At 70.3% G+C, this 26,803-nt stretch carries 21 protein-coding genes and 1 tRNA gene; 5 read left to right on the top strand and 17 right to left on the bottom strand.

The genetic code is table 11. The features are described from left to right. Nucleotides 1–52 precede the first annotated feature (52 nt). From rpoB to DA075_RS13830, 13 genes are all read right to left on the bottom strand, one after another. Nucleotides 53–4,177 (bottom strand): DNA-directed RNA polymerase subunit beta, encoded by a 4,125-nt coding sequence (gene rpoB, locus DA075_RS13890; protein ID WP_099953746.1) that lies wholly within the window; start codon nt 4,175–4,177, stop codon nt 53–55. A gap of 275 nt (nt 4,178–4,452) precedes the next feature. Further along, a complete protein-coding gene (gene rplL, locus DA075_RS13885) occupies nt 4,453–4,830 on the bottom strand; it encodes a 50S ribosomal protein L7/L12 (RefSeq protein ID WP_060849032.1) in 378 nt (125 codons plus the stop codon). Between the two features lie 51 nt (nt 4,831–4,881). Beyond that, the gene (gene rplJ, locus DA075_RS13880; RefSeq protein WP_099953745.1) at nt 4,882–5,415 is read right to left on the bottom strand and encodes a 50S ribosomal protein L10; all 534 of its coding nucleotides are present in this window, start codon (nt 5,413–5,415) and stop codon (nt 4,882–4,884) included. Nucleotides 5,416–5,921: 506 nt separating this feature from the next. Beyond that, nucleotides 5,922–7,535 (bottom strand): B12-binding domain-containing radical SAM protein, encoded by a 1,614-nt coding sequence (locus DA075_RS13875; RefSeq protein WP_099953744.1) that lies wholly within the window; start codon nt 7,533–7,535, stop codon nt 5,922–5,924. A gap of 210 nt (nt 7,536–7,745) precedes the next feature. Further along, nucleotides 7,746–8,453, bottom strand: a complete 708-nt coding sequence (gene rplA, locus DA075_RS13870; protein WP_099953743.1) for a 50S ribosomal protein L1 — start codon at nt 8,451–8,453, stop codon at nt 7,746–7,748. Nucleotides 8,454–8,465: 12 nt separating this feature from the next. Beyond that, a complete protein-coding gene (rplK, locus tag DA075_RS13865; protein ID WP_048430287.1) occupies nt 8,466–8,915 on the bottom strand; it encodes a 50S ribosomal protein L11 in 450 nt (149 codons plus the stop codon). 181 nt (nt 8,916–9,096) lie between these two features. After that, nucleotides 9,097–9,630, bottom strand: a complete 534-nt coding sequence (nusG, locus tag DA075_RS13860; protein WP_099903970.1) for a transcription termination/antitermination protein NusG — start codon at nt 9,628–9,630, stop codon at nt 9,097–9,099. A 67-nt stretch (nt 9,631–9,697) separates the two neighbouring features. Further along, nucleotides 9,698–10,003, bottom strand: coding sequence for a preprotein translocase subunit SecE (gene secE, locus DA075_RS13855; RefSeq protein WP_099953742.1), 306 nt, complete (start codon nt 10,001–10,003; stop codon nt 9,698–9,700). 196 nt (nt 10,004–10,199) lie between these two features. Then, a tRNA-Trp gene (locus tag DA075_RS13850) sits at nt 10,200–10,276 on the bottom strand. 277 nt (nt 10,277–10,553) lie between these two features. Next, a complete protein-coding gene (gene tuf / locus DA075_RS13845; RefSeq protein WP_099953741.1) occupies nt 10,554–11,744 on the bottom strand; it encodes an elongation factor Tu in 1,191 nt (396 codons plus the stop codon). Nucleotides 11,745–11,887: 143 nt separating this feature from the next. Continuing rightward, nucleotides 11,888–12,268, bottom strand: coding sequence for a hypothetical protein (locus DA075_RS13840; protein WP_099953740.1), 381 nt, complete (start codon nt 12,266–12,268; stop codon nt 11,888–11,890). Between the two features lie 133 nt (nt 12,269–12,401). Continuing rightward, nucleotides 12,402–14,102, bottom strand: coding sequence for a lysine--tRNA ligase (locus DA075_RS13835; RefSeq protein ID WP_099953739.1), 1,701 nt, complete (start codon nt 14,100–14,102; stop codon nt 12,402–12,404). Between the two features lie 114 nt (nt 14,103–14,216). After that, nucleotides 14,217–15,245 carry an LLM class flavin-dependent oxidoreductase gene (locus DA075_RS13830; protein WP_099953738.1) on the bottom strand — a complete coding sequence of 343 codons (1,029 nt, stop codon included), beginning with the start codon at nt 15,243–15,245 and terminating at the stop codon, nt 14,217–14,219. Nucleotides 15,246–15,521: 276 nt separating this feature from the next. On the opposite strand from DA075_RS13830, the gene DA075_RS13825 reads away from it, so the two are divergent. Further along, on the top strand, nt 15,522–16,304 hold the full coding sequence (locus DA075_RS13825; protein WP_099953737.1) for an SDR family NAD(P)-dependent oxidoreductase: 783 nt from the start codon (nt 15,522–15,524) through the stop codon (nt 16,302–16,304). Nucleotides 16,305–16,331: 27 nt separating this feature from the next. Further along, entirely contained in the window at nt 16,332–17,120 is a 789-nt protein-coding gene (locus DA075_RS13820) for an SDR family NAD(P)-dependent oxidoreductase (RefSeq protein ID WP_099953736.1), read from the top strand. A gap of 10 nt (nt 17,121–17,130) precedes the next feature. On the opposite strand, the gene DA075_RS13815 is transcribed toward DA075_RS13820, so the two are convergent. Then, nucleotides 17,131–17,934, bottom strand: a complete 804-nt coding sequence (locus DA075_RS13815; RefSeq protein WP_414468166.1) for a transporter substrate-binding domain-containing protein — start codon at nt 17,932–17,934, stop codon at nt 17,131–17,133. 161 nt (nt 17,935–18,095) lie between these two features. Between DA075_RS13815 and DA075_RS13810 the strand changes: the two genes are divergently transcribed. Continuing rightward, complete coding sequence (locus DA075_RS13810; RefSeq protein WP_099953734.1) at nt 18,096–19,931, top strand: glycosyltransferase family 2 protein; 1,836 nt, start codon at nt 18,096–18,098, stop codon at nt 19,929–19,931. Nucleotides 19,932–19,935: 4 nt separating this feature from the next. Here DA075_RS13810 and DA075_RS13805 read toward each other — a convergent pair whose 3' ends face one another. Next, complete coding sequence (locus DA075_RS13805) at nt 19,936–20,529, bottom strand: SCO family protein (RefSeq protein ID WP_099953733.1); 594 nt, start codon at nt 20,527–20,529, stop codon at nt 19,936–19,938. A 425-nt stretch (nt 20,530–20,954) separates the two neighbouring features. Here DA075_RS13805 and serA point away from each other — a divergent pair, with 425 nt between their 5' ends. Then, complete coding sequence (serA, locus tag DA075_RS13800) at nt 20,955–22,202, top strand: phosphoglycerate dehydrogenase (protein WP_099953732.1); 1,248 nt, start codon at nt 20,955–20,957, stop codon at nt 22,200–22,202. 135 nt (nt 22,203–22,337) lie between these two features. Beyond that, nucleotides 22,338–24,428, top strand: coding sequence for a putative bifunctional diguanylate cyclase/phosphodiesterase (locus tag DA075_RS13795; protein WP_210207038.1), 2,091 nt, complete (start codon nt 22,338–22,340; stop codon nt 24,426–24,428). A gap of 42 nt (nt 24,429–24,470) precedes the next feature. Here DA075_RS13795 and DA075_RS13790 read toward each other — a convergent pair whose 3' ends face one another. Both DA075_RS13790 and DA075_RS13785 read right to left on the bottom strand, forming a co-directional pair. Beyond that, entirely contained in the window at nt 24,471–24,758 is a 288-nt protein-coding gene (locus DA075_RS13790) for a hypothetical protein (protein WP_099953730.1), read from the bottom strand. 8 nt (nt 24,759–24,766) lie between these two features. Further along, nucleotides 24,767–26,617, bottom strand: coding sequence for an OmpA family protein (locus tag DA075_RS13785; RefSeq protein WP_232388595.1), 1,851 nt, complete (start codon nt 26,615–26,617; stop codon nt 24,767–24,769). Between the last annotated feature and the right edge of the window lie 186 nt (nt 26,618–26,803).

Below are 26,803 nucleotides of genomic sequence, written 5' to 3'. Positions count from 1 at the left end.
GCCCTCAGGCGAGGGCCCCGCCGCTGTCGCGATGGGCAGTGTCGGGAAGGGCCTACTCGGCCGCCTCCGGGGGCGCCTCGAGCTGGTCGTTGGCCGCGCGCTTGGAGGACAACAGCTCGACGTTGAGGCCGAGCGACCGCATCTCCTTCACCAGCACGTTGAAGCTCTCCGGGATGCCCGCCTCGAAGGTGTCGTCGCCGCGCACGATGGCCTCGTAGACCTTGGTGCGGCCGGCGACGTCGTCGGACTTCACCGTCAGCATCTCCTGCAGCGTGTAGGCGGCGCCGTAGGCCTCGAGGGCCCACACCTCCATCTCGCCGAAGCGCTGGCCGCCGAACTGCGCCTTGCCGCCCAGGGGCTGCTGGGTGACGAGCGAGTACGGACCGATCGAGCGCGCGTGGATCTTGTCGTCCACTAGGTGGTGCAGCTTCAGCATGTAGATGTAGCCGACCGTGACCTTGCGGTCGAAGGGCTCGCCGGTGCGCCCGTCATAGAGCGTCGACTGGCCCGAACGGTCGAGACCCGCCATCTCCAGCATCGTCTCGATGTCGGCTTCCTTGGCGCCGTTGAACACCGGGGTGGCCATCGGGACGCCGCGGCGCAGGTTGTTGCCGACCTCGGCGAGCTCCTGGTCGGACAGGCCGGCCAGCTCGGACTCGCTGTAGATCGCCTTCATGCGCTCGCGCAGGGGTTCGACGTCGTGGGTGCGGAGATACGCGTCCACGGCCTGCGAGACCTGCCGGCCGAGGCCGGCGGCGGCCCAGCCCAGATGCGTCTCGAGGATCTGCCCGACATTCATCCGGCTCGGCACGCCGAGCGGGTTGAGCACGATGTCGGCATGCGTGCCGTCCTCCAGGAACGGCATGTCCTCGATCGGCACGATGCGCGAGACCACGCCCTTGTTGCCGTGCCGACCCGCCATCTTGTCGCCGGGCTGGATCTTGCGCTTCACCGCCACGAAGACCTTGACCATCTTCATGACGCCCGGGGGCAGCTCGTCGCCGCGCTGCAGCTTCTCGACCTTGTCGAGGAAGCGCTGCTCGAGGCGCTTCTTCGACTCGTCGTACTGCTTCTGCATCGCCTCCATCTCGGTCATGAGACGGTCTTCGACGACGGCGAACTGCCACCATTGCGAGCGGGGGTAATCGGCCAGGAGCTCACGGGTGAGCGTGGTCTCCTTCTTGAAGCCCTTCGGGCCGGCGACCGGCGACTGTCCGACCAGCAGGTCCCCCAAGCGCGCATAGGTGTTGCGGTCGAGGATCGCCTGCTCGTCGTCGCGGTCCTTGGCGAGACGCTCGATCTCCTCGCGCTCGATGGCCTGCGCGCGCTCGTCCTTGTCGACGCCGTGGCGGTTGAACACCCGGACCTCGACGATCGTGCCGGTGACGCCCGGCGGCACCCGCAGCGAGGTGTCGCGCACGTCCGAGGCCTTCTCGCCGAAGATGGCGCGCAGGAGCTTCTCCTCTGGCGTCATCGGGCTCTCGCCCTTCGGGGTGATCTTGCCGACCAGGATGTCGCCCGCGTGGACCTCGGCGCCGATATAGACGATGCCGGCCTCGTCGAGGTTCTTGAGCGCCTCCTCCGAGACGTTCGGGATGTCGCGGGTGATCTCCTCCGGCCCGAGCTTGGTGTCGCGGGCCATCACCTCGAACTCCTCGATGTGGATCGAGGTGAACACGTCATCCTTCACGATCCGCTCGGAGAGTAGGATCGAGTCCTCGAAGTTGTAGCCGTTCCACGGCATGAACGCGACGAGCACGTTCCGGCCGAGCGCCAGCTCGCCGAACTCCGTCGAGGGACCGTCGGCGATGATGTCGCCCTTCTTCACCACGTCGCCGACGCGCACGAGCGGCTTCTGGGTGATGCAGGTCGACTGGTTCGAGCGCTGGAACTTCTGCAGCCGGTAGATGTCGACGCCGGGCTTCGAGGCGTCGGCCTCGTCGGTGGCGCGGATGACGATACGGGTCGCGTCGACCTGGTCGACGATGCCCGCCCGCCGGGCGCCGATCGCCGCGCCCGAGTCGCGTGCGACCACCGCCTCCATGCCGGTGCCGACGAAGGGCGCGTCGGCACGGACGAGCGGCACCGCCTGGCGCTGCATGTTCGAACCCATCAGCGCCCGGTTGGCGTCGTCGTTCTCGAGGAACGGGATCAACGCCGCGGCCACCGACACGAGCTGCTTGGGCGACACGTCCATCAGGTCGACCCGCTCGGGGCCGACGACGATCACCTCGCCCGCCCGCCGGCAGACCACCAGGTCCTCCGTGAGCTTGCGGTTCTCGTCCATCTGCGCGTTGGCCTGGGCGACGTAGTACTTCGCCTCCTCCATGGCCGAGAGATAGGCGACCTCGTCCGTGACCACGCCGTCGCGCACGCGCCGGAACGGGGTTTCGATGAAGCCGTACTTGTTCACCCGGGCGAAGGTCGCCAGGGAGTTGATCAGGCCGATGTTGGGGCCTTCCGGCGTCTCGATCGGGCAGATGCGGCCGTAATGGGTCGGGTGCACGTCGCGCACCTCGAAACCGGCGCGCTCGCGGGTCAGGCCACCAGGGCCGAGGGCCGAGAGGCGGCGCTTGTGCGTCACCTCGGAGAGCGGGTTGGTCTGGTCCATGAACTGCGACAGCTGCGACGAGCCGAAGAACTCGCGCACCGCGGCCGCCGCGGGCTTCGCGTTGATCAGGTCCTGCGGCATCACGGTGTCGATGTCGACCGACGACATCCGCTCCTTGATGGCGCGCTCCATGCGAAGCAAGCCCAGCCGGTACTGGTTCTCCATCAGCTCGCCGACCGAGCGCACCCGGCGGTTGCCGAGGTGGTCGATGTCGTCGATCTCGCCCTTGCCGTCGCGCAGGTCCACCAGCGCCTTGACGACCGCCAGCATGTCCTCCTTGCGGAGCGTCCGCACGGTGTCGGCAGCGTCGAGGTCGAGACGCATGTTCATCTTCACGCGGCCGACGGCCGAGAGGTCGTAGCGCTCCGCGTCGAAGAACAGCGAGTGGAACATCGCCTCGGCGGTCTCGAGCGTCGGCGGCTCGCCCGGGCGCATCACCCGGTAGATGTCGAACAGCGCGCCTTCGCGGGCCGAGTTCTTGTCGACCGCCAGCGTGTTGCGGATGTAGGGACCGACATTGACGTGGTCGATGTCGAGGACCGGAATCTCCTCGATGCCGACATCGGTCAGGCCCTTGAGGACCTTCTCGCTGATCTCGTCGCCGGCCTCGGCGTAGATCTCGCCGGTCTTGTAGTTGACCATGTCCTCGGCGATGTACTGGCCGATCAGGTCGTCGTCGGTGGCGCGCAGGGCCTTCACGCCCTTCTCGGCGATCTGGCGGGCGTTGCGCGCGGTCAGCTTCTTGCCGGCCTCGAGCACCACCTCGCCCGAATCGGCGTCGATCAGGTCGGTCGAGGCCTTGAAGCCCTTCAGCCGCTCGGCATCGTAGGGCACGCGCCAGTCGCGCCCGTCACGGCTATACGTGACGCGGTTGTAGAAGGTCGACAGGATCTCCTCGCCGTCGAGGCCGAGCGCGAAGAGCAGCGAGGTGACGGGGATCTTGCGCTTGCGGTCGATGCGCGCGTGCACGATGTCCTTGGCGTCGAACTCGACATCGAGCCAGGAGCCGCGATACGGGATGATGCGCGCCGCGAACAGGAGCTTGCCCGAGGAGTGGGTCTTGCCCTTGTCGTGGTCGAAGAACACGCCCGGCGAGCGGTGCATCTGCGAGACGATGACGCGCTCGGTGCCGTTGACGATGAAGGTGCCGTTCTCCGTCATCAGGGGCATGTCGCCCATGTAGACGTCCTGCTCCTTGATGTCCTTGACCGACTTGGCGCCGGTATCGGGATCGACATCGAACACGATCAGCCGCAACGTCACCTTGAGCGGCGCGGCAAAGGTGATGCCGCGCTGGCGGCACTCGTCGACGTCGTATTTCGGCTGCTCGAAGGTGTACTTGACGAACTCGAGGAGCGCGGTCGAGGAGAAGTCGGAGATCGGGAAGACGGACTTGAAGACGGATTGCAGGCCCTCGTCGGCGCGGCCGCCCTCGGGCTCGTCCACCATCAGGAACTGGTCGTAGGACGCCTTCTGGACCTCGATGAGGTTCGGCATCTCGGCGACTTCCCGAATCTTGCCGAAGAACTTGCGAATGCGCTTGCGACCGACCAGCGTGTTGGCCATGGGTTGACCTCGCTCCTCATCCACCGCTTATACGGCCCCGGTGGGACGCCAGCCGAATCGCGCCGGCATCAGACCTGCCTTGGGACCGCGCGGACCGCCCGTGCACCGGCTGCCCGCAACCTTTGAAAACTGATATGGTGATCCGTACCCCGGATCCCGAGGGGGTGCGCCGAAAGCGACCATAGCCCGCGAGCGCGAGGCCCGCGGGCTGGTGGCCCCGGATCGGCCGAGACCGGATCCGGAGCACGAGGCGGGCCGGAAGGCCCGCCATCGCCTTACTTGAGCTCGACCTTGGCGCCGGCCTTCTCGAGCTGGGCCTTGAGCTTGGCGGCGTCGTCCTTGGACACGCCTTCCTTGACCGGCTTCGGAGCGCCCTCGACCAGGTCCTTGGCCTCCTTGAGGCCGAGGCCGGTGATCGCGCGGACCTCCTTGATGACCTCGATCTTCTTGTCGCCGGCGGAGGCGAGCACGACCGTGAACTCGGTCTGCTCCTCGACCGGGGCGGCAGCGGCGCCACCGGCCGGGCCGGCGGCGACGGCAACGGCGGCAGCCGCCGAGACGCCCCACTTCTCCTCGAGCATCTTCGCGAGCTCGGCAGCCTCGAGAACGGTCAGCGAGGAGAGGTCGTCGACGAGCTTGGCAAGATCAGCCATTTTTCACTTCCTGATGTTGTCGGTTTGAACGGTTTGGTCTCGAACAGCCCGTTAGGCCGCTTCGTCGGTCTGGGCGTCGCCGGTCTTGGCGTAGGCCCCGAACACGCGCGCGAGCTTGGCGGCCGGCGCGTTGACGACCTGAGCGATCTTGGTCGCGGGAGCCTGGACCAGGCCCACGATCTTGGCGCGCAGTTCGTCCAGGGACGGCAGCGAGGCCAGGGCCTTCACGCCGTCGGCGTTCAGGGCGGTCTTCCCCATGGCTCCGCCGAGGATGACCAGCTTCTCGTTGGCCTTGGCGAAGTCCACCGCCACCTTCGCGGCCGCGACCGGATCGCTCGAATAGGCGAGCAGGGTCGGGCCCTTCAGGAGGGGCTGAATGGAGGCGACGTCCGTGCCTTCGAGAGCGATGTTGGCGAGGCGGTTCTTCGCGACCTTCACGGTGGCGCCGGCCTGCTTCATCTGCGAGCGCAGCTTCTGCATGTCGGCGACCGTGAGGCCCTTGTAGTGGGCCACGACGACGACGGAGGTGTTCGCGAACACCCCGTTGAGCGTCGAGACGAGATCAGCTTTAGCTGCTCTGTCCACCTTGGCTCTCTCCGGTTGGCGGAACCCGGATGGGCCCCGCCGGTTGCACTTGCCGCCCAGGATGAGCCGGGGCCTTCACGCGAAGACCGCGACGTCCTGAACGACGCTTCACGGCCCTGCCCCCGATGCCAAGGACCGGTGCGGTCCCTCGCCTCGGGCGAGATGGTTCAAACCGACGCCTCGCCGGCCTATACGGCCATCGAGGCGGTGAAACTCGGTCTTCCCCGTCTGTGCAGGCTTTGCGGTTTAAGCCGGCGGATGCCAGCGCCTGCAGTCTCGGACAGGACATGGCCGGACGGGGCGCGAGGGGTTGCCCCCTGAGCCCTTCCGGCCACTTTGGTCACCCGGTTGCCCGGGGACCTCTCTCAAGGACCGGCCGGAAGGCCGAATCCTTTCGATCTCGGAAACGTGGAGCCGGGTCTATAGCGGCGTGCAAACGGCCTGCCAAGTACCCGGACCAGGGAAATTCGGTCGCAGGGGCGAATTTCCGTCAGTGCCTCGACCTGTCACGCCGCCTGCCGGGCCCCTGCCCTCGCCGCGGCCTCCGCCTTCGCCTTGTCCTGCGCGGCGTAGAACGAGGCGTTGTGCTCGCCGCGCAGGGCCTCGCGGGTGAAGCGGATCAGGTGGTGGGCGACGAAGCCCATGTTGAACACCGCCTCGATCTGCCCGCGCTTGAGGGCGTGAGCGGCCGCGCGCCAGAACGGCTTGCGGTAGTCGGAGAACAAGCCGACCCGGGTGATGATGTTGAAGCCAAGGATCAGCCCGCGACGCAGGTTGGTCAGGGTCAGCTTGCCCGCCGTCGGCGTGGTGATCCGGTGCGGATAGGTGACGTCGCACTGCCGCTTGAAGCGCTCGAACAGCTGCTCGGGCGAGTAGGCATGGGCGATGGCCCGGCGCCAGGACCCCACCACGTCGTCGTGCGGGCGCTTGAACAGCACGTTCGACTCGAGGCTCGCATCGTGAACGAGCCGCCCTTCCCGCTCGAGCCGGTCCCAGAGCGGGGTCTTGGGCAGGGCCTGGAGCAGGTTGATGGTCAGCACGGGGATCGCCGACTTGTCGATGAAGTCGATCAGGTTCTGCTCGGACTTGTCGGTGTCGGTGTCGAGGCCGAGGATGATGCCGGAGGTGACCTCGAGCCCGTAGGAGTTCAGGGTCTCGATCGCCTCGTACATCGGCACGGCGGCGTTGTGGGTCTTGTCGATGCCCTTGAGCGCGTCGGCCTCCGGGGTCTCGATGCCGACGAACACCGTCATGAAGTTGGCCTGGCGCATCAGCTCGAGGATCTCGGGCTGCTTGGCCATGTTCAGCGTCGCCTCGCAGGCGAACTGGAGCGGGTAGTTGTTCCGCTTCTGCCACTCCACCAGGTGGGGCAGCATCTCGCGAGTCGCCTTGCGGTTGCCGATGAAGTTGTCGTCGACGAAGTAGACCACCGCCGGATGGGCGGCCTGCGCCACGATGGCGTCGAGCTCGGCGCAGAGCTGCTCGGGGGTCTTGAGCCGCGGCTGGCGGCCGTAGAGCTGCGGGATGTCGCAGAACTCGCAGCGATAGGGGCAGCCGGAGGAGAATTGCAGCGAGCCGATCAGGTAGCGCTTGAGCGGCACGCGCTCATAGGCCGGGGCCGGGAAGTCGGACAGGGCGAGGCGGTCCTTGGTCTCGAACCGCTCCGGCTCGGCCGGCACCGCCACGGTCTCGTCGAGGCGCCGGATCAGCGCGTCGGTGGCGTCGCCGATCTCGCCGAGATGGAGGTAGTCGAAGTCCGGGTACTTTTCCGGCGCGCCGGACACGGACGGGCCTCCCAGCACCGCGACCTTACCGGCGGCGTGCGCCCGCCGGCCGATCTCGTGGATCTGGCCCTCCTGGATGTGCATGCCCGACACGAACACCGCGTCGGCCCAGGCGAAGTCCTCGGGCTTCGCCCGAGCGATGTTCTCGTCGATGAATCGCACCTCCCATGCCTCCGGCATGTAGGCGGCGATCACGAGCAGCCCTTGCGGCGGCATGAAGGCCTTCACGCCGCCCATCAGCGGATAGGCGTGCGAGAAGGTGCCGAACGAGGGCGTGTAGGCGGGGAAGACGCAGAGGATGCGTCGCGAGGAGGAGACCGGGACGGTGCTGCGCATGGCGTCCTATCTAGCACAGCGCCGCCGGAAGGCTGCCCCGCCGCGTCGGGATTTCGCGGCGCCGCGGCACGGTGCGGATGGCTGCCATGCCGCTGCGTCAGACGGCAAGTCCGGCCCTTACGACGCGAAGCCCGGCCCGCACAACGCGAAGCGCCCGGTCCGTTGCCGGACCGGGCGCCTCATTTCGTCATCGCGACAGTCGCGTCGGCGTCAGGCGCCGGCGGCGACCAGCACGCTCGAAGGATCGACCTTCACGCCCGGGCCCATCGTCGAGGAGACGGCGATGCGCTGGATGTAGGTGCCCTTGGCGCCGGCGGGCTTGGCCTTGGCGACCGCGTCCGCGAAGGCGCGGATGTTCTCGACGATCTTCTGCTCGTCGAACGAGACCTTGCCGATGCCGGCGTGGACGATGCCCGCCTTCTCGACGCGGAACTCGACCGAACCGCCCTTGGCACCGGCGACGGCGCCCTTCACGTCCATGGTGACGGTGCCGACCTTCGGGTTCGGCATCAGGCCGCGCGGGCCCAGCACCTTACCGAGGCGGCCGACCAGCGGCATCATGTCCGGGGTGGCGATGCAGCGATCGAAGTCGATCGTGCCGCCCTGGATCGTCTCGAGCAGGTCCTCGGCCCCGACGATGTCGGCGCCGGCGGCCTTCGCCTCGTCGGCCTTCGGGCCGCGGGCGAACACCGCCACCCGCACGGTCCGGCCGGAGCCGTTCGGCAGGTTGCAGACGCCGCGGACCATCTGGTCGGCGTGGCGGGGGTCGACGCCGAGATTCATCGAGACCTCGAAGGTCTCGTCGAACTTGGCGCTGGCCCGCTCCTTGATCAGCTTCACCGCCTCGGCGAGCGGATAGAGCTTGGTGACCGCGATGCCCTCGCGGGCGGAGCGGATGCGCTTGCCTGTCTGTGCCATGTCGCCCTCCCCTTACGCGGTGATCTCGAGGCCCATGGCGCGGGCGGAGCCGCGGATCATGGCGACGGCGGAATCGACCGAATCGCAGTTCAGGTCGGGCATCTTCTTCTCGGCGATCTCGCGGATCTGCGCCTCGGAGACCTTGCCGGCGGGCGCGCCCTTGCCGGGGGTCTTCGAGCCGGAGGCCGGCTTCTTGCCGATCTTCAGGCCGGCCGCCTTCTTCAGGAAGAACGAGACCGGGGGCTGCTTCATCTCGAAGGTGAAGGAGCGGTCCTGATACGCGGTGATGATCACCGGGATCGGGGTGCCCTTCTCGATCTGCGCGGTCTTCGCGTTGAAGGCCTTGCAGAATTCCATGATGTTGAGGCCGCGCTGACCGAGCGCGGGACCGATCGGCGGCGACGGGTTGGCGGCGCCGGCCGGGACCTGAAGCTTCACGTAGCCCGTGATCTTCTTCGCCATGGGACTGCTCCCAGAATAGCCCTATCGTCGAAGGGCGGTTGCAGGTCGCGGTGCGGCCCGGGCTCCCGGAGGCGTTGCCGGGCGGGCCTTCCGCGGGTGAGAGGCGGCGTGTCGGGAACGGCTGAGCACGAGGCCCGCAGCCGCGCCTCGTGCGTGTCCCGAAACAATCCGCCGGTTACGATCAGAGCTTCTCGACCTGACCGTATTCGAGCTCGACCGGGGTGGCCCGGCCGAAGATGGAGACCGCCACCTTGAGGCGGGAGCGGCTCTCGTCGACTTCCTCGACGATGCCGTTGAACGAGGCGAAGGGGCCGTCCGCGACGCGGACCTGCTCGCCGACCTCGTAGGCGATCGAGGCCTTCGGGCGCTCGGTGCCTTCCTGGACCTGACCCTTGATGCGCTCGGCCTCGGCGTCCGGGATCGGCACCGGCTTCGACTTGTCGGCGCCCAGGAAGCCCGTGACCTTCGGCGTGTTCTTGATGAGGTGGTAGACCTCGTCGGTGAGGTCGCACTTCACCAGCACGTAGCCGGGGAAGAACTTGCGCTCGGCATCGACCTTGCGGCCGCGGCGCACCTCCACGACCTTCTCGGTCGGAACCATGACCTCGTCGAACTTTTCCGTCAGGCCGCGCTGCGCCGCCTGATCCTTGATCGACTGCGCGACCTTGTTCTCGAAGTTCGAATAGGCGTGGACGATGTACCAGCGCTTCGACACGGCGTTCACTCCAATCCGGCGGCGGCCCCGATCCCCGGGCCGGCTCTGCCGGGATCTTGCGGCTCGATCAGGCCCCGATGCCCAGCACCAGCGTCACGGCGTAACGCAGCACCTGGTCGACGACGGTGAAGAACACGCTCGCCACCACCACCATGACGAACACCATCAGGGTGGTGACCAGGGTCTCCTTGCGGGTCGGCCAGGTGACCTTCCGGCCCTCGTCGCGCACCTGCTGCAGGAACTCGAACGGGCCGACCCGCTTCTGCGCCGGACGCACGGGCGGCGTCGGCGAGGCACCGCCGCGGGTCGGCGGGGTGCTACGGGAGGCGTTGCGCCCGAGGTCCATCTTCTTCGTCGCTTCGTTCGATGCCATGGCTCGGACAACCGATGCGCTCGAAACCAACGGCGGCAGGCAGGCTCAAGGATCACCCCCGGCCCGCATAGCCGCCTGTTCGATCTGGGATGGGCGCAGCCTCTAGCGCAGTTGCGTGCGCTTGTCGACTGGCCCGGACGGATTGTTACGGAGGTCTGCCGGCTTTCGCTGGAAGCTCCGGTCGGCTCGCGGTTCCTGGCAGGAGTGGAGGGACTCGAACCCCCAACCCCCGGTTTTGGAGACCGGTGCTCTGACCAGTTGAGCTACACTCCTGCAGCGCCGCGGCGCGAGTGCTCTCTAGCCGGATCCCCGGCCCGGATGCAAGCGGAATGTCGCAACCCGCCCTGCGAATGCGCGCCGTCGCGCGCTCCGGCCAAGGCGGCCGGCGGCGCCGGGCCATTCCCAGCCCCATCCAAGGGCGATCGACGGATCCAGGAACTGTCCCGATGCTCGGTCGGCACCCGATCAACGCGAAAGGGGCGGGTGCCGTGCGGCACCCGCCCCTTGCCCCGTCCGGAGCCGCGACGGCCCCGGACCGATCTCGTCCGATTTACTCGGTGATGGAGGCGACGACGCCGGCGCCGACGGTGCGGCCGCCCTCGCGGATGGCGAAGCGCAGCTTCTCCTCCATCGCGATCGGCACGATCAGCGTCACGTCCATCGTCACGTTGTCGCCCGGCATCACCATCTCGGTGCCCTCGGGCAGCTGGCACACACCCGTCACGTCCGTCGTCCGGAAGTAGAACTGCGGACGGTAGTTGGTGAAGAACGGCGTGTGGCGCCCGCCCTCCTCCTTCGTCAGGATGTACGCCTCGGCCTTGAACTTCGTGTGCGGCTTCACCGAACCCGGCTTGCACACGACCTGGCCGCGCTCCACGTCCTCGCGCTTCGTGCCGCGCAGAAGCACGCCGACGTTGTCGCCCGCCTGGCCCTGGTCCAGAAGCTTGCGGAACATCTCGACGCCGGTCACCGTCGTCGTCGTCGTGGCGCGGATGCCCACGATCTCCACCGACTCGCCGACCTTGACGATCCCGCGCTCGACGCGCCCCGTCACCACCGTGCCGCGGCCCGAGATCGAGAACACGTCCTCGATCGGCATCAGGAACGGCAGGTCGATCGGACGCTCCGGCTGCGGGATGTACGCGTCCACCGTCTTCATCAGCTCGAGGATCGCCTCGTGGCCGATCTTCGGCTCGCGGTTCTCCAGCGCGCACAGCGCCGAGCCCTTGGTGATCGGGATGTCGTCGCCCGGGAAGTCGTACTTCGACAGAAGCTCGCGTACCTCGAGCTCGACCAGCTCCAGAAGCTCCGGATCGTCGACCATGTCGACCTTGTTCATGAACACAACCAGCGCCGGAACGCCGACCTGGCGGGCCAGCAGGATGTGCTCGCGGGTCTGCGGCATCGGGCCGTCCGCCGCCGACACGACCAGGATCGCGCCGTCCATCTGCGCCGCACCCGTGATCATGTTCTTCACGTAGTCGGCGTGGCCGGGGCAGTCCACGTGCGCGTAGTGCCGGTTCTGCGTCTCGTACTCGACGTGGGCGGTCGAGATCGTGATCCCGCGCGCCTTCTCCTCCGGCGCCTTGTCGATCTGGTCGTACGCCGTGAAGGTGGCACCGCCCGACTCAGCCAGGACCTTCGTGATCGCCGCGGTCAGAGAGGTCTTGCCATGGTCAACGTGACCGATGGTGCCGATGTTGCAGTGCGGCTTCGTCCGCGAAAACTTTTCCTTGGCCATATCCATCACCTGCGGCAAGCCCGCCCACGACGTCCAGCCGGGCGGAAGGCGCGGCCCGCTTAGAGGGTTAGCGCCGGTTGATCAAGTCCGGCGTCGTCTCAGGCGGTGCCCGGTCCCAGGAAGCGCCTCACCCGGAGAGTCCCTCACGGGGTTCCGGCCACGCGCCGACGGTCGAGGCTGCGGGCATAGGCCTCCGCCGTCTCGCGCTCGTGGTCGGAGAGCAGCTGCTCGACGGCGCCGACGAGGTCCGGCGCCTCGGTGAAGCCGGCGGCGACGAGGGCCACGGCCTTCGCCCGGGCGGCGTCGCGCTTGGCCGCCAGGCAGATATGCTGGGCCCGCACGGCGAAATGCTCCGGCGTCTCGTGCCGAATCCGCGCGGCGGCGGATTCCCGCGCCAGGCAGCCCTTCAGCCGCGCGATCGCCGCCGCCTCTCGGGCAGGCCGCGCCACCTCGATGGCATGGGTCTCGGTCACCTGGCCTGGTCCCGACAGGGCGATCAGCAGGAGCGGCATCACGGCGCGCATCACGGGTGCCTCGGGGCGTTTGTTCCTGATATGTTCCATACCACCACTGATTCCCTGCTGCCAAGGTAAACGGGTGGATGGGTGGGGACAACGTGGGGACGATCCCCGCCGTGGCGGCGGGGACCGGAGGTGATCAGGCCGCTTCAGGCCTGTTGCGGCTCTCCAGGAAGGCCGCGTGCTCCTCGGCGAGCGCTCCCGACAGGGCGCGGTCGATCAGCGCGCGGGTCTCCTTGACGCCGTAGAGGGCGACGAAGGAGCCGAAGCGGGGCCCGCGAGCCTCGCCGAGGAGGATGCCGTAGAGCGTGGTGAACCAAGCCTGGGAGACGCCGGGCCGCCCGTCCGGGCTCTTCGACTTGCCCGACAGGTCGGGGAAGTGGCGCCGCCCGACCTCGTAGACCGCCGCCTGCAGCGCCTCCGGATCGGTCGAGCCGGCCTGCGCGGCCAGCGTTTCCGACAGGTCGGTGAGCGCCGCCGCCTCGGCCTCGCTCGGCGTGCGGTAGGTCTTCTGTGGGCGCACGAAATCGCGGAAGTAACGCACGGCGTGGTGGACCAGCCGGTCGAGGCGCGGATGCGTCTCGGGCGAGGCCTCCGGCGCGTAGCGGCGGATGAAACCCCACAGCACCGCCGGATCCTCGGTGTTGGCCACCGCCACGAGGTTGAGGAGCATCGCGAACGGGATCGCCCCGCCCTCCCCCACCCGCTCAGGAAGCGGCGGCTCGCCGGCATGCAGGTGCCAGACCGGGTTGCCAAGCTTCAGCTTCGGCTCCTGCCCCGGAAGCTTCTCCAGGAAGGACAGGTAATCGTCGACGTGGCGCGGGATGACGTCGAAGTGCAGGCGCTTGGCCTCGCGCGGCTTGTTGTACATGAACAAGGCCAGGCTCTCGGGCGTGCCGTAGGCCAGCCACTCGTCGATGGTCAGGCCGTTGCCCTTCGACTTCGAGATCTTCTGGCCCTTCTCGTCGAGGAAGAGCTCGTAGTTGAAGCCTTCCGGCGGCTCGGCGCCGAGCGCCCGGGCGATCTGCCCGGAGAGCTTGACCGAGTCGATCAGGTCCTTGCCGGCCATCTCGTAGTCGACGCCGAGCGCGACCCAGCGCATCGCCCAGTCGGGCTTCCATTGCAGCTTGGCGTGGCCGCCGGTGACCGGGGTCTCGTAGGCCTCGCCCGTCTGCGGATCGCGCCACACGATGGTGCCCGCGGACACCTTCACCTCGTCGATCGGCACCTGCATCACATGCCCGGTGACCGGGTGGAGCGGCAGGAACGGCGAGTACGAGGCGGAGCGCTCGGCCCTGAGCGAGGGCAGCATCACCGCCATCACGGCGTCGTAGCGCTCGAGCACGCGCAGCAGCGTCGCGTCGAACCGGCCCGAGCGGTAGCATTCGGTGGCGGACAGGAACTCGTAGTCGAAGCCGAACGAATCGAGGAAGCGGCGCAGCTCGGCGTTGTTGTGGGCGCCGAAGCTGTCATGGGTGCCGAACGGGTCCGGCACGGCGGTCAGCGGCTTGTTGAGGTTGTGGGCCAGCAGCGCCTTGTTCGGCACGTTGTCCGGCACCTTGCGCAGCCCGTCCATGTCGTCCGAGAAGGCGACGAGGCGGGTCGGCACGGCATCGTTCGTGAGCATCCGGAAGGCGTGGCGCACCATCGAGGTGCGGGCGACCTCGCCGAAGGTGCCGATATGCGGCAGGCCCGAGGGGCCGTAGCCGGTCTCGAACAGCACCTCGCCTTTGCCAGTCCGTTCCAGCCGGGCGACGAGCTTGCGCGCCTCCTCGAAGGGCCAGGCGGACGCGGAGGCGGCAGCCTCCGCCAGGGCGGGATCGATGCTGAATGCGGACATGGCGAGGCGATTTTGGCCTGTCGAGGCCGCGCCGGGCGCGGCCTTCCGGTGAGCGGTGAAGGAAGCCCGGCACCCTATGGGCCGCGCTCCCGGGGGTCAACGCGAGACGATTCGTTAAGCGTGGGCGGGCGCGCGGATCGCGGTCTCGGCCCGCTGCGAAACGCCCGGCAGCAAGTCCGCCAGGATCTCGTAGGAGCGCAAGCGAGCCCGATGGTCGTAGATCGCGGCAGCCACCATCAGCTCGTCGGCCCCCGTGCGCGCCGCGATGGCCGCGAGGCCCTGCCGCACCGTCTCGGGCGAGCCGACCACCGAGCAGGCCAGCATGCCCGAGGCCTGGAGCTTCTCGTGGCCCGACCAGTAGGTCTCGATGTCGTCGATCGGCGGCGGCAGCTGGCCGCGCGTGCCGCGGAAGATATTGGTGAAGGATTGCTGCGCCGAGGTGAACAGGCGGCGCGCCTCGCCGTCGGTCTCCGCCGCGATCACGTTGACGCCGACCATGGCGTGCGGCTTGGCCGCTTGCGCCGAGGGCTCGAAGCGGGCGCGGTAGACCTCCATCGCCTGCATCAGCGCATCGGGCGCGAAATGCGACGCGAAGGCGTAGGGCAGCCCCAGCATCGCGGCGAGCTGGGCCCCGAACAGGCTGGAGCCGAGGATCCATAGCGGCACGTTGGTGTTGGTGCCGGGCACCGCCTGGATCACCCGCCCGGCATCGAGCGGCCCCAGCAGCGTCTGGAGTTCCAGCACGTCCTGCGGGAAATGGTCGGAGGCGGCGGGATCGCGGCGCAGCGCCCGCAGGGTGCGCTGGTCGGTGCCGGGCGCCCGGCCGAGCCCGAGGTCGATGCGGCCCGGATAGAGCTCGGCGAGCGTGCCGAACTGCTCGGCGATCACCATCGGCGAGTGGTTCGGCAGCATGATGCCGCCGGCCCCGACCCGGATCCGGTGCGTGCCCCCGGCGATGTAGCCCACCACCACCGCGGTCGCGGCGCTCGCGATGCCGGTCATGTTGTGGTGCTCGGCCACCCAGTAGCGGGTGAAGCCCCACCGGTCGGCATGCTGCGCAAGGTCGAGGGTGTTGCGCAGCGCGTCGCCGGGCGTGGATCCCTGCGGGATCGGCGCGAGGTCGAGAATGGAGAGTGGCGGCATCGGCGGATCCCGGGTGTGAGTGCGTGTCCCCTGCTGGCGTTCAAGATTTGGCCTGAGGCCGACGGATGCAAGCGCACCGGGCCGATGCGTGACATGCGTGGACGGCGCGGCGGCCGATGGGGCCCGCAACCATACCGCCTCTTCCGTCCTCAGCGGCGAGTGGCCGACATCGACCATTCCACATGTTCGAACGAAGCCTTGCCCGGCCTCGGCGTTTCTCCGATGCTGGGTCCCGCGCCCGCGGTTGCGACGAGACGGGCGACCCTGGGAGGATCCATGGCGGCCCTGTTCGATCTCACCGGCCGGGTGGCGGTGGTCACCGGCGGCAATGGCGGCATCGGGCTCGGGATGGCCGAGGCCCTGGCCGGAGCCGGATGTGCGGTCTCGATCTGGGGCCGCGACGCGGAGAAGAACCGGCGCGCCCTCGCTCGCCTCGAAGCCACGGGCGCCCCGGTCGCCGCCGAGACCTGCGACGTCGCCGACCGCCAGACGGTGCAGCGCGCCTTCGACGCGACGCTCGCGCGCTTCGGCCGGGTCGACGGGATGTTCGCCAATGCGGGGGTGGCCGGGGGCGGGCGGCGCTCGTTCCTGGAGCGGGACGCGGAGGAGTGGCGGCGGACCTTCGCGGTCAATCTCGACGGGGTGGTGTCGAGCTTCCAGGTCGCGGCGCGGCACATGGCCGAGCGCGCCGGCAACGGCGACGCCTTCGGGCGGCTCGTCGCCACGTCGAGCGTCGCCTCGCTGCTCGGTGCGGCCCGCAACGAGCATTACGGCGCCACCAAGGGGGCGCTGAACGCGATGGTGCGGGCGCTGGCGGTCGAGCTCGCCCGCCATGGCGTGACGGCGAACGCGATCCTGCCGGGCTGGATCGAGAGCGACATGACGGCGGGCCTGATGGCGAACGAGAAGTTCGTGACCTTCAACCTGCCGCGCATCCCCGCCCGCCGCTTCGGCCGGCCGGAGGATTTCGGGGGCATCGCCGTCTACCTGATGAGCGGGGCGTCGGCCTACCATACCGGCCAGGTGCTGGTGATCGACGGCGGCTACACGGTCGCGTGAGAAGATCTGGGCGTGAGGGAGAACGCGATGGCACGCTTCACGGCCAAGGCCGTCCTCGTCACCGGTGCCGGCAGCGGCATCGGCCGCGCCTCGTCCCTGCTCTTCGCCCGCGAGGGCGCTGCCGTCGCGGTGGTCGACCGCGACGCGGCCGGTGCCGAGGAGACCGCGGCGATGATCGCCGCGGAGGGCGGCCGGGCCCTGGCGCTCGCGGCGGATGCCGGCCGCGAGCCCGACGTGACCGGATTTCTCACGGCCGCCGAGCGGGCCTTCGGCCGGCTCGACGTGATCCACGCCAATGCGGGGATCGGCGGCGGCACCGTGCCGTTCACCGAGCAGAGCGTCGAACTCTGGGAGGAGGTGTTGCGCGTCAACCTGATCGGCGCCTTCCTGGCGATCAAGCATGGCGGGCCGCTGCTGCTGCGCCACGGCGGCGGCGCGATCGTCTGCACCGCCTCCGTTGCGGGCCTCAGGGCCAATGCGGCGGGTGCGGCCTACAGCGCCAGCAAGGCCGGGGTGATCAGCCTGGTCCAGACCGCGGCGGACGCCTTCGCGGGCACAGGTGTCCGGATCAACGCCGTCTGCCCCGGCCTGATCGAGACCGGCATGACGGCCGGCCTGTTCGCCGCGGCGCGGGCGAAAGGCAAGGCGGACCGCATCGGCCAGCTCAATCCCTCGCGCCGGGCGGGCCTCCCTGAGGAGATCGCCGCCGCGGCCGTCTTCCTGGCGAGCGACGAGGCCTCCTACATCAACGGCCAGGCGCTCGCGGTCGATGGCGGACTGTCAAGCACGCATCCGTTCGTGCCGCGAAAGGCCTGACAGCCTCGGCTCAGAACGGGCTGACCGGGAAGAACCGCAGGTACAGCTCCGCATATTTCCCCTCGTCCCACAGGCGCTGGAGCGCGTCGTCGAGGGCGCGGGCCAGGACCTCGTCCTCCTTGCGGGTGACGAAGCCGGTACCCTCGCCGAAATAGCGATTCTCCAGGTAGTCGCCGCCCGAGAAGGCGCAGCACCCCGCCGCTTCGGTGCCGCCGATCCACAGCGCCAGGGCGAGCCCGTCGCCGAACAGATACGCGATCTCGCCGCGGCGCAGGGCCGCTTCGGCGGTGCCGAGATCCGGGTAGGTCTTCGGGGTCACGTGGAAGAATGTGCGCAGATACGCCTCGTGCGCGGTGCCCGAGACCACGCCGGCGGGGTGCTCGGACAAGACCTTCACGTCGGGCGCCGGCAGGCTCTTGTCAGCCCGCACCGCGAAGCGGGCCGGCCAGCGGAAATACGGCCGGGTCGCCCGATGGTTGGCCCGCAGGGAGGGGGTGAGCGGGATCGCCGCCGCCACCACGTCGCCCTGGTTGGCCTGGAGCGCGTCGAGCAGCGTGTCGAAGCGGCGTACCTGCACGGTGCAGGTCAGGCCGAGCTTCTCGCAGGCCGCCCGGGCGAGCTCGACCGAGAAGCCCGTCGGGTTGCCGTCCGGCCCGGCGAAGTGCAGCGGCGGGTACTCGTCATCGGTGAGGAAGCGCACCGGCCGCGTCGCCTGCGGCGGCACGGGCCGCTCCAGCCGGGCGCGGGGGTTCCAGAAGTTCGGGATCGTCACCGCCTCGGCGGCGAGGGCCGGCACCGCCGCGAGCATCAGCATGCTCGCCAGCAGGCCGCGCATCTGACGCAGGGGCATCCGCGCCACGGCCGTGGGAAAACCGCCGGCGGATGTCCGCGAGGCTGTTGCGGGATCGGAGAGAGCCATAAGCTCTCCTACCACGAACCTTCGCCGGCGGGAGCCGGCATCGTCGAGGGCCCGGGATGTTCGTCGAGGTCCGGTCTCCGCAGGGCGCCGCGATCGTCCTACCCGGCGAGCTCGCCTTCCTGCTCGGCCAGGGCGTCGATCTGGCGGTCGTGCGGGACGCCGCCTTCATCGCGCAGCGTGAGGGCACGGAGCCGGCGGCGGCGCTGCTGCGGACTGGCCTGATGAGCGAGGCCGCGTATTACGCCGCCCTCGCCCGGGCTCTGGGCCGGCCGTTCCGCAGTGCCGGCCTCGTCCTGCATCCCGAGGCCCGCTTTCCCGACGACGTCCACCGCGGCGCCGCCACCGGCGCCGGAGGGGAGGTTGTCCTCGCCCCGGCGCCCGGGGCGGTGGCGGCGCTCCTGTCCGCCGGCGCGCCGCCCGGGGCTGTCGTCACCACGCCGGCGGCGCTCGCCGCGGCGGTGCTCCAGACCGCCGGCCCCCGGGCCGCGGCCCGGGTCGCGGAGGCGCTGGAGGTGGGCGCGCCCGACTGGGCCTACCGCCCGGGGCTGCACCCGGCGCAGATCCTCGTCCTGCTGCTCGCCGTCGCGGGGGCACCGCTCCTCCTCGACGCCTCGCCCTGGCTGCGGCTCACCGCCTTGGTGGTGCTCAACCTGACGATCCTGGCGGCGATCGTCTTTCGCCTCGCCGCCCCGCTGCTGCATCCCGATCCCCTGCCCGTTCTCCTGCCAGCACCCGTGCCGGAGCCTGAGCTGCCGGTCTACACCGTGCTGGTGGCGCTCTACCGCGAGGCCGAGGTGGTGCCGCGCTTGATCGGCGCGCTCAGCCGCCTCGACTACCCGGCCTCGAAGCTCGACATCAAATTCATGATCGAGGCCGACGACGACGCCACCGCCGCGGCCCTGGCCGCGCTGACGCTGCCGGCGCGGTTCGAGGTGGTGACGGCGCCCGCCGGCCTGCCCCGCACCAAGCCGCGGGCCCTCAACGTCGCCCTGCCGCTCGCCCGCGGCGAGCACCTCGTGGTCTACGACGCCGAGGACGTGCCGGATCCGGGCCAGTTGCGGGCAGCCGCCGCCCTGTTCCGCGCCGGCTCCGACCGGCTCGCCTGCCTGCAGGGCCGGCTGGTGATCGACAACACGAACGATTCGTGGCTCACCCGCTGCTTCACCCTCGAATACGCGGCGCTCTTCGACGTGCTCCTGCCGCTGCTGACGGCGGCGCACCTGCCGGTGCCGCTCGGCGGCACGACCACGCATTTCCGCACGCGAGTGCTGCGCGACCTGCACGGCTGGGACGCCTGGAACGTCACCGAGGATGCCGATCTCGGCCTGCGCCTGAGCCTTGCCGGCTACCGGGTCGGCGACCTGCCGCTCTCGACCCTGGAGGAGGCCCCCGCCCACGGGCGGCCCTGGCTGCGCCAGCGCACCCGCTGGATGAAGGGGTACGTCCAGACCACGATCACCCACAGCCGGCACCCCGTCCGGGCCTTGCGGCGCCTCGGCCCCCTCGGCCTGTTCTGTGCGGTCGCGATGGTGCCCGGCACGGTCGTCTCGGCGCTGGCCTACCCGTTCGGGATCGCGCTGACGGCCTGGCACTTCGCCGCGGATCCGCTGCCGGCCGGTCCGGACGTCCTCAGCAACCTGGCGACGGCGACAGGCGCGACCGTCTTCGCCGCGGGGCTCGGCGCGATGGGGGTGCCGGCGCTCGTCGGGTGCCTGCGGCGGGGCTGGTGGAGCCTCGCCCCGTGGGTGCTCGCGCTGCCGTTCTATTATGGCCTCGTCAGCGCGGCGGCCTGGCTCGGCCTCATCGAGCTGCTGATGGCGCCCTATCGCTGGAACAAGACCGAGCACGGGCTCTCCGCCACCTCCCGCAGCGGGGCGCTGCGGCGGCGCTGACCTGTCAGAGCTGGCGCGCGATCTCGGCGGCGGCGTCCTTGGCCGGACGCATCAGGTTGAGCGAGCCGACGAAGTTGCCGCGCCCGTCCATGATGTAGACGAGCGCCGTATGCTCCATCGTGTAGTCGCCCTCCTTCAGCGGCACCTTGCGGCTATAGGCCCGGTAGGCCTTCACGGTGGCGGCCACCGCCTCGGGCGAGCCGGTGAGACCGACGATACGGGGATCGAAGCTCGACAGGTATTCCTTGAGCGCCGCCGGATTGTCGCGCTCGGGGTCGACGGTGACGAACAGCGCCTTCACGTCGCCTCCCCGCGGCCCGAGGGCCGCCAGCACGTCGGAGATCTGCTGCAGGGTGGTCGGGCAGATGTCCGGGCAGTGGGTGAAACCGAAGAAGACCAGGTGCGGCTTGCCGGCGAAGTCCCGGTCGGTGACGGTGCGGCCGTCCTGGTTCACCAGGGTGAACGGCCCGCCGACCGCGCTGGTGCCGGTGGCCGGGCGGCCGAGCATCAGGCTGGCCGTGATGCCCAGGACGGCCAGACCGAGGACGAAGACGAGGAGCGGGATCGCGGCGCGGCGCATCCGGGGCGTGAGGTACATCGGGCGGACTCTTCCTGGCTTGCCGAGGGCGGACGCGGCCGGTGGATCACCGCCGGCCCGAGGCTGCAAGGGGGCACGGGGTCGCCCCGACAAGAACTCGGCACGGGGTCGCCCCGACAAGAGCTCGGCACGGGGTCGCCCCGACAAGAGCTCGGCACGGGGCCGCCCCGACAAGAGCTCGGCACGGGGCCGCCCCGACAAGAACTCGGCACGGGGCCGCCCCGAGAGAACCTGCTTCGATGGAAAGGGGGAAGGGATTGCCCGCGCTTTGGGCGCAGCGCTGCCCTGCGCCCGGGCAGGCCCAGGTCGCGGGCCTCCATGTTGCGTTGCGTCGCGCGCTCTCCTATCGGTCGAGCCGACCGGTTCCGCGCCTCTCCGCGGTCTCCGCCTCCCGTTTCCCAAAATACCTGCCAAGAAGACCCGCCATGGCCGACAAGCTCTCACTGCCCAAGGACAAGATTCGCGTCCTGCTGCTCGAAGGCATCAACGACAGTGCGGTGGCGCTGCTCGAGGCGGCTGGCTACGTCACCGTCACGCGGCTGGCCAAGGCGCTCGATCCGGCCGACCTGCACAAGGCGCTCAAGGGCGTGCACATCCTCGGCATCCGCTCGCGCACCCAGCTCGACGAGGCCGCCTTCGAGGCCGCCGACCGGCTGATGGCCGTCGGCTGCTTCTCGGTCGGGACCAACCAGGTCGATCTCGATGCGGCGCGCCGGCGCGGCATCCCGGTCTTCAACGCACCGTTCTCCAACACCCGCTCGGTGGCCGAGCTGGTCATCGGCGAGATCGTGATGCTGCTGCGCCGGATCGTGCCGCGCTCGGTCTCGGCCCATGGCGGCGGCTGGGACAAGTCGGCGAACGGCTCGTTCGAGGTCCGCGGCAAGACGCTCGGCATCGTCGGCTACGGCAATATCGGCTCGCAGCTCTCGAACCTGGCCGAGGCGATGGGCATGCGGGTGATCTTCCACGACCTCACCGACCGCCTGCGCCACGGCAACACCGAGCCGGTGGAGAGCCTCGACGCGCTGCTCGCCCAGAGCGACGTGGTCTCGCTGCACGTGCCCGAGACGCCCTCGACCCACAACATGATCGGCGAGACGCAGATCCGGGCGATGAAGCCCGGCGCGTACCTCATCAACAATTCCCGAGGCACGGTGGTCGACCTCGACGCCCTGGCCTCGGCCCTGCGGGACGGCCACCTGCGGGGCGCGGCCGTCGACGTCTTCCCGGTCGAGCCGAAATCGAACCAGGAGCGTTTCGTCTCGCCGCTCCAGGGCCTCGAGAACGTCATCCTCACCCCGCATGTCGGCGGCTCGACCGAGGAGGCGCAGGAGCGCATCGGCGCCGAGGTGGCGCGCAAGCTCGTCGATTACTCGGATATCGGCTCGACGGTCGGCGCGGTGAACTTCCCGCAGGTGCAGCTGCCGGCCCGGCCGACCGGCCTGCGCTTCATCCACGTGCAGCGCAACCTGCCGGGCATGCTCGGGCGCCTCAACGAGACCTTCGCCCGCAAGCAGATCAACATCGCGGCGCAGTTCTACCAGACCGACGGCGAGGTCGGTTACGTCGTAGTCGAGACCGACGCGACCGACGTCGATCCGGAGGCCCTGCTCGAGGAGCTGCGCTCCATCGACGGCACGATCCGGGCGCGGCTGCTCTACGAGCGCCGCTAAAGTCCAAGCCGGGGCCGGTCACGGCCCCGCGCAACATTCAGGATCCGGCAACCCGCGGCTCCTATTGTTTCCTGCTTCGCGTAACCTCAAGCCATGCCGGCCCGAGGTGCGGCAGGTGACGGGACGCGTGCGGGCATGACGGGGTGTCCACTTTCCGGCGGGGCATCCGCGCGGCGGGCGGCCGGGTCGACCGAGCCGCTCTCGTTCGCGCAGATCTGCGACGTGATGCCGGTCGCGGCGATGACCTGCGATCTGACCACCTTCACGATCGACTACGCCAATCCCTCCTCGATCGCACTGCTGCACGCGATCCGCGACAGGCTGGGGATCGCCCCGGACGCGATCATCGGCACGTCGATCGACGTGTTCCACAAAGATCTCGTCTCCCAGCGCAGCCCGCTCAGCGAGCCCGGCAGGCTGCCGCACAAGACGCGCCTCCGCTTCGGCGACGAGTGGCTCGACCTGCAGATCCACGCCCTGCCGGAGCCCGGGGGGCGCGTCGGCCGGGCGCTCCTCGTCTGGTCGACCGCGACCGCGGAGGTGCTCAAGGAGCAGGAGGAATACCGTCTCCTGCGCATGATCGACGACATGCCGGTGGCGGTGATGACGGTCGATCCCGCGACCTACCGCATCACCTACGTCAACGAGACCTCGAAGCGCACGCTGGGCCAGATCGAGGCGCATCTGCCGATCAAGTCCGAGACCCTGCTGGGGGCCTCCATCGACGTGTTCCACCGCGACCCGACGCACCAGCGCCAGCTCCTCGCCGATCCGGCCAACTTGCCCCATCACGCCCGGATCAAGATCGGCCCCGAGGTGCTCGACCTGCAGGCCTCGGCAGTCCACGGAACCGACGGGGCCTATCTCGGCCCGATGCTGACCTTGTCGATCGTCACCCAGCAGGTCGCGGCCGAGGCGCGCATCCAGCAGCTCGCCCATTACGATACGCTGACCGGGCTCGCCAACCGATCGACCTTCCGCGGCCATCTCGGGTCGGTCCTCGCCCGGGAGGGGAGCGACCTGGGGCTGCTCTTCATCGATCTCGACGGCTTCAAGATCGTCAACGATTCGTACGGCCACCTCGTCGGCGACGCGCTCCTGCGCCAGGTTGCCGACCGGTTGCGCGCCCTGTGCGACCTGCCCGGCGTGATGGTCTCGCGGCTCGGCGGCGACGAGTTCGCCGTCATGACGCCGGAGACGGAGCTCGGCGCGCTGGCGGCCTTCGCCGGGCGGCTGATCGACGCTCTGGGGGCGCCCTACCACGCCGAGACGACCCGCCGCCTCGAGGTCGGGGCAAGCATCGGCATCGCGGTGGCACCGGAGCACGGGCGCGAGCCGGAGGCGCTCCTCGCCCGCGCCGACATGGCGCTCTACTCGGCGAAGGCCGCGGGCAAGCGCACCTGCCGGCTGTTCGGCGCCGAGATGGAGACCCGGCTCCACGAGCGACTCCACCTCGAGGCGAAGCTGCGCGCGGCACTTTGCACCAAGGACGGGCTCTTCCTGTTCTACCAGCCGATCACCGACGTCCGCACCCGCCGGGTCACGGCGCGGGAGGGGCTGATCCGCTGGCACCATCCGGCCCGCGGCTGGATCTCGCCGGCGGAGTTCATTCCCATCGCCGAGGAGAGCGGCCTGATCCGCGACCTCGGCGCCTGGGTGCTGCGCCGCGCCTGCGAGGATGCGGCGACCTGGACGGACGGCGCCCGCGTCGCCGTCAACGTCTCGCCGCGCCAGCTCGGCACCGGCACCCTGGCGCCGGCGGTGCTCGAGGCGCTGCTGGCGAGCGGGCTGCCGCCGGACCGGCTCGAGATCGAGGTCACGGAGAGTGCGCTCCTCGGCGACGAGAAGGCCGGCCTCGCCGACCTGCGCCGCATCCGGGACATGGGCGTGCGGGTGGCGCTCGACGATTTCGGAACCGGCTTCTCCTCGCTGGCCCATCTCCGGGCCTTCCCGTTCGACAAGATCAAGATCGACGGCTCCTTCGTACGGGACGCCGTGACGCGGCCGGACTGCGCCGCGATCGTCGGGGTGGTGGCGGATCTCGGCCGGCGCCTGGGCGTGACGACCGTCGCCGAGGGCGTCGAGACGACGGCCCATCTCGACCTCGTCATCGCCGAGGGCTGCACCGAGGTGCAGGGCTATCTGCTCGGCCGCCCGGAGCCGCGGGACGCCGATGTCGCGACGATCGCAGGCCTCGTCACGCCGGCGACCCGAACGGCGCTCTGAGGCGGCGATGCGCCGGCGCCTCGAGGCCGCCGGCGTGACGTTTCAGGCCCGGCGCGTCAGGGCGGCCCCGAGGACGCAACCGGCGAGGTAGAAGGCCAGCATCAGGGCGGCGGTCTCGAGCCAGAATCCCTCCCGACCCGGCACGGTAAACGGCCCGGGCGCGAGGCCGGCGAGGGCCGCCGCCCCGGCGGCCAGGGCGAGGAGCACGACGAATCCGGCGGCAAGGCGCGGGCCCCGGCCGGCGGGCAGGCCGGCCCAGCGGCCGGTACTGGCCCCGATCAGGAGGGCCGCGAGAAGGCCCGGCCAGGCGATGGCGACGAGAATCGGCACGACACCTCTCACGAGCGCAGCGCGAAGGCGACCGCCCGGCGGTCGGTGGCGGCCTCCGCCGGCGCGGCGGCGATGCGGTCCGCCGGGATGCCGGCCTTGAGCAGGTAGTCGACGATCGCCGCGGCGCGCCGCTGCGGCAGGCCGGGATCGGGCATCGACGACGTCTCGGCGGGCTTCCCGACGGGTTTCTCGGCCTGCCGGCCGGGCTTCGCCCCCGGCTTGGCCTTGGCGGTGGAGGGCGCGGGCGCCTCCTTCGGGGCGGGCGGCACGACGGTGCCGGGCGGGTCGTCATGGCCGGCGACCTCGATCCGGGCCTGCGGACAGGCGCGGGCGAGGCCCGCGACCTCGTCGAGGACGGGGTAGAAGGCGGCCTTGAGGTCGGCGCTGCCGGGATCGAAGCGCAGGGTCGGTTCCGCGGCGAGCGCCGCGAAGGTCTCGCGGCAGGCGGCCGGATCGCGGACCGGGGCGGCGCCGCGGCCCTCGACCGCGACGTCGATCCGCCAGCCGGCCGGCGCGATCCGGGCGGCTTCCATGGCGATGCGGCGCGCGCTCTCGGGATAGAGACCCTCGCCGGCGACGCGCAGGCTCTGGTCGCGCACCGTGACCTCGCCCTCGGCGAGCTGGCCGATGATTCCGATCCCGGCGGTCAGGCCGTCGAGAAGGGAAGGCGGCCCGCCATCCGCGAGGCGGGTGCGGTCGATGATCCGCTCGCCGTAGAGATAGGGCCGCAACGCCGCCCTGATCGCCGCGCGCGCCTCGGCATCCGGCAGGTGACCGGTGAGGGTGAAGGCGTCCGGCCCGCGCCGGATTGTGACAAGGTAGGGCGAGACCGGGCTCGCCGTCAGGGCCACTGTTCCGCGAGAGACGCCCGCGGGCAGGCTGCCGGCAAGGGTCTCGGCCTCGCGCACGGCCTGGATGTCGATGGCGGCGCCCCGGATCGACAGGGCCGAATCATCGAGGGAGACGCGGCCCTCCCGCACCAGCGCCAGGGCCGCGAAGGCGCGGTCGATCAGCGCCCGGGCGTCGATGCCGGCGGGGAGCCCGCGGGCGGTGCGCATCGAATCGGTCACCGGGGCGCCGTCGGCGAGGAGCCGCGCGGCGGCCAGGATCGCCGCGCGGTCGGCCTCCGAGACGGTGTAGCCGTCGAGGCGGATGCCGTCGGGACCGCGGCCCGCCGACCAGGTGAAGGGCGAGACCAGGGCCGGCTCGACCGCAACCTCGCCGACCGTGAAGCCGGCGGGCGGCTGGGCGAGATCGGCCATGAGGCCGGCATAGGCCTCGACGCTCGCCGCCTCGCCGTGGATGGAAAGGATGCGGTCGCTCATCGCCGCGGTGGCACCGGGCTTCAGGCGCTGCACCTGCGCGAGGAGGAAGCGGGCGGCCTCGGAAAACGGCTCGGGCGCGCCGCGGGCGGCCCGCGCGGCGTCACGCAGGCTGAGCCCGGCGGGCAGGCCGGCGCTCAGGGTCTCGGCCAAAGCCGTGCGGCCGATCTCCGCCGGGCGGTGGCCGATGAGGTCGAGGCGGTCCGGCGCGCGATGGACCGCCGCCCAGGTGAAGGGCGAGACCTCGGCGACGAGGCCGAGGCGGTCGAGGATCCGGCGGTGACCCGGCACGGCGGCGAGCGCCGCGCGGGCCTCGTCGAGGGCGCCCTGCATCGGCGCCTCGCCGCTCGCCACGAGGTCGCGGCCCCGCGCCTCGACCCGCAGCCAGGGCTCCGCCCCATCGCGGCCGGTCCCCGCCGCGACGGTGCGGGCGGAGGCGTCCAGGGCGGCTTCGAGCCGCGGCTCGGCGAAGGCCGTGGCGGCAATCCAGGCGCCGGCGAGGAGGGGAAGGCCGGCGAGCCAGCCGATCGAGCGCATCGCCACACGGGACCTCGTCGCGAAAACGGCGCGCGGCGGGAACCTCGCGCGCAACCACCACCCTGGGGCCGGTTTTCGGCATCAGCAAGGCGCGACAGGCCGTCGAGGAAGAGAATCGAAAAAGGGCCCCGGCTTGCGCCGGGACCCCGATTGGTCCGGATCCGGTCCCCGAAGGGAGCCGGGACG

Origin of the sequence: Methylobacterium currus (genome assembly GCF_003058325.1) — a bacterium.
GTDB lineage: Bacteria > Pseudomonadota > Alphaproteobacteria > Rhizobiales > Beijerinckiaceae > Methylobacterium > Methylobacterium currus.
Note: the sequence above shows the minus strand (reverse complement) of the source record. Positions and strands in the feature narration are given on the sequence as shown.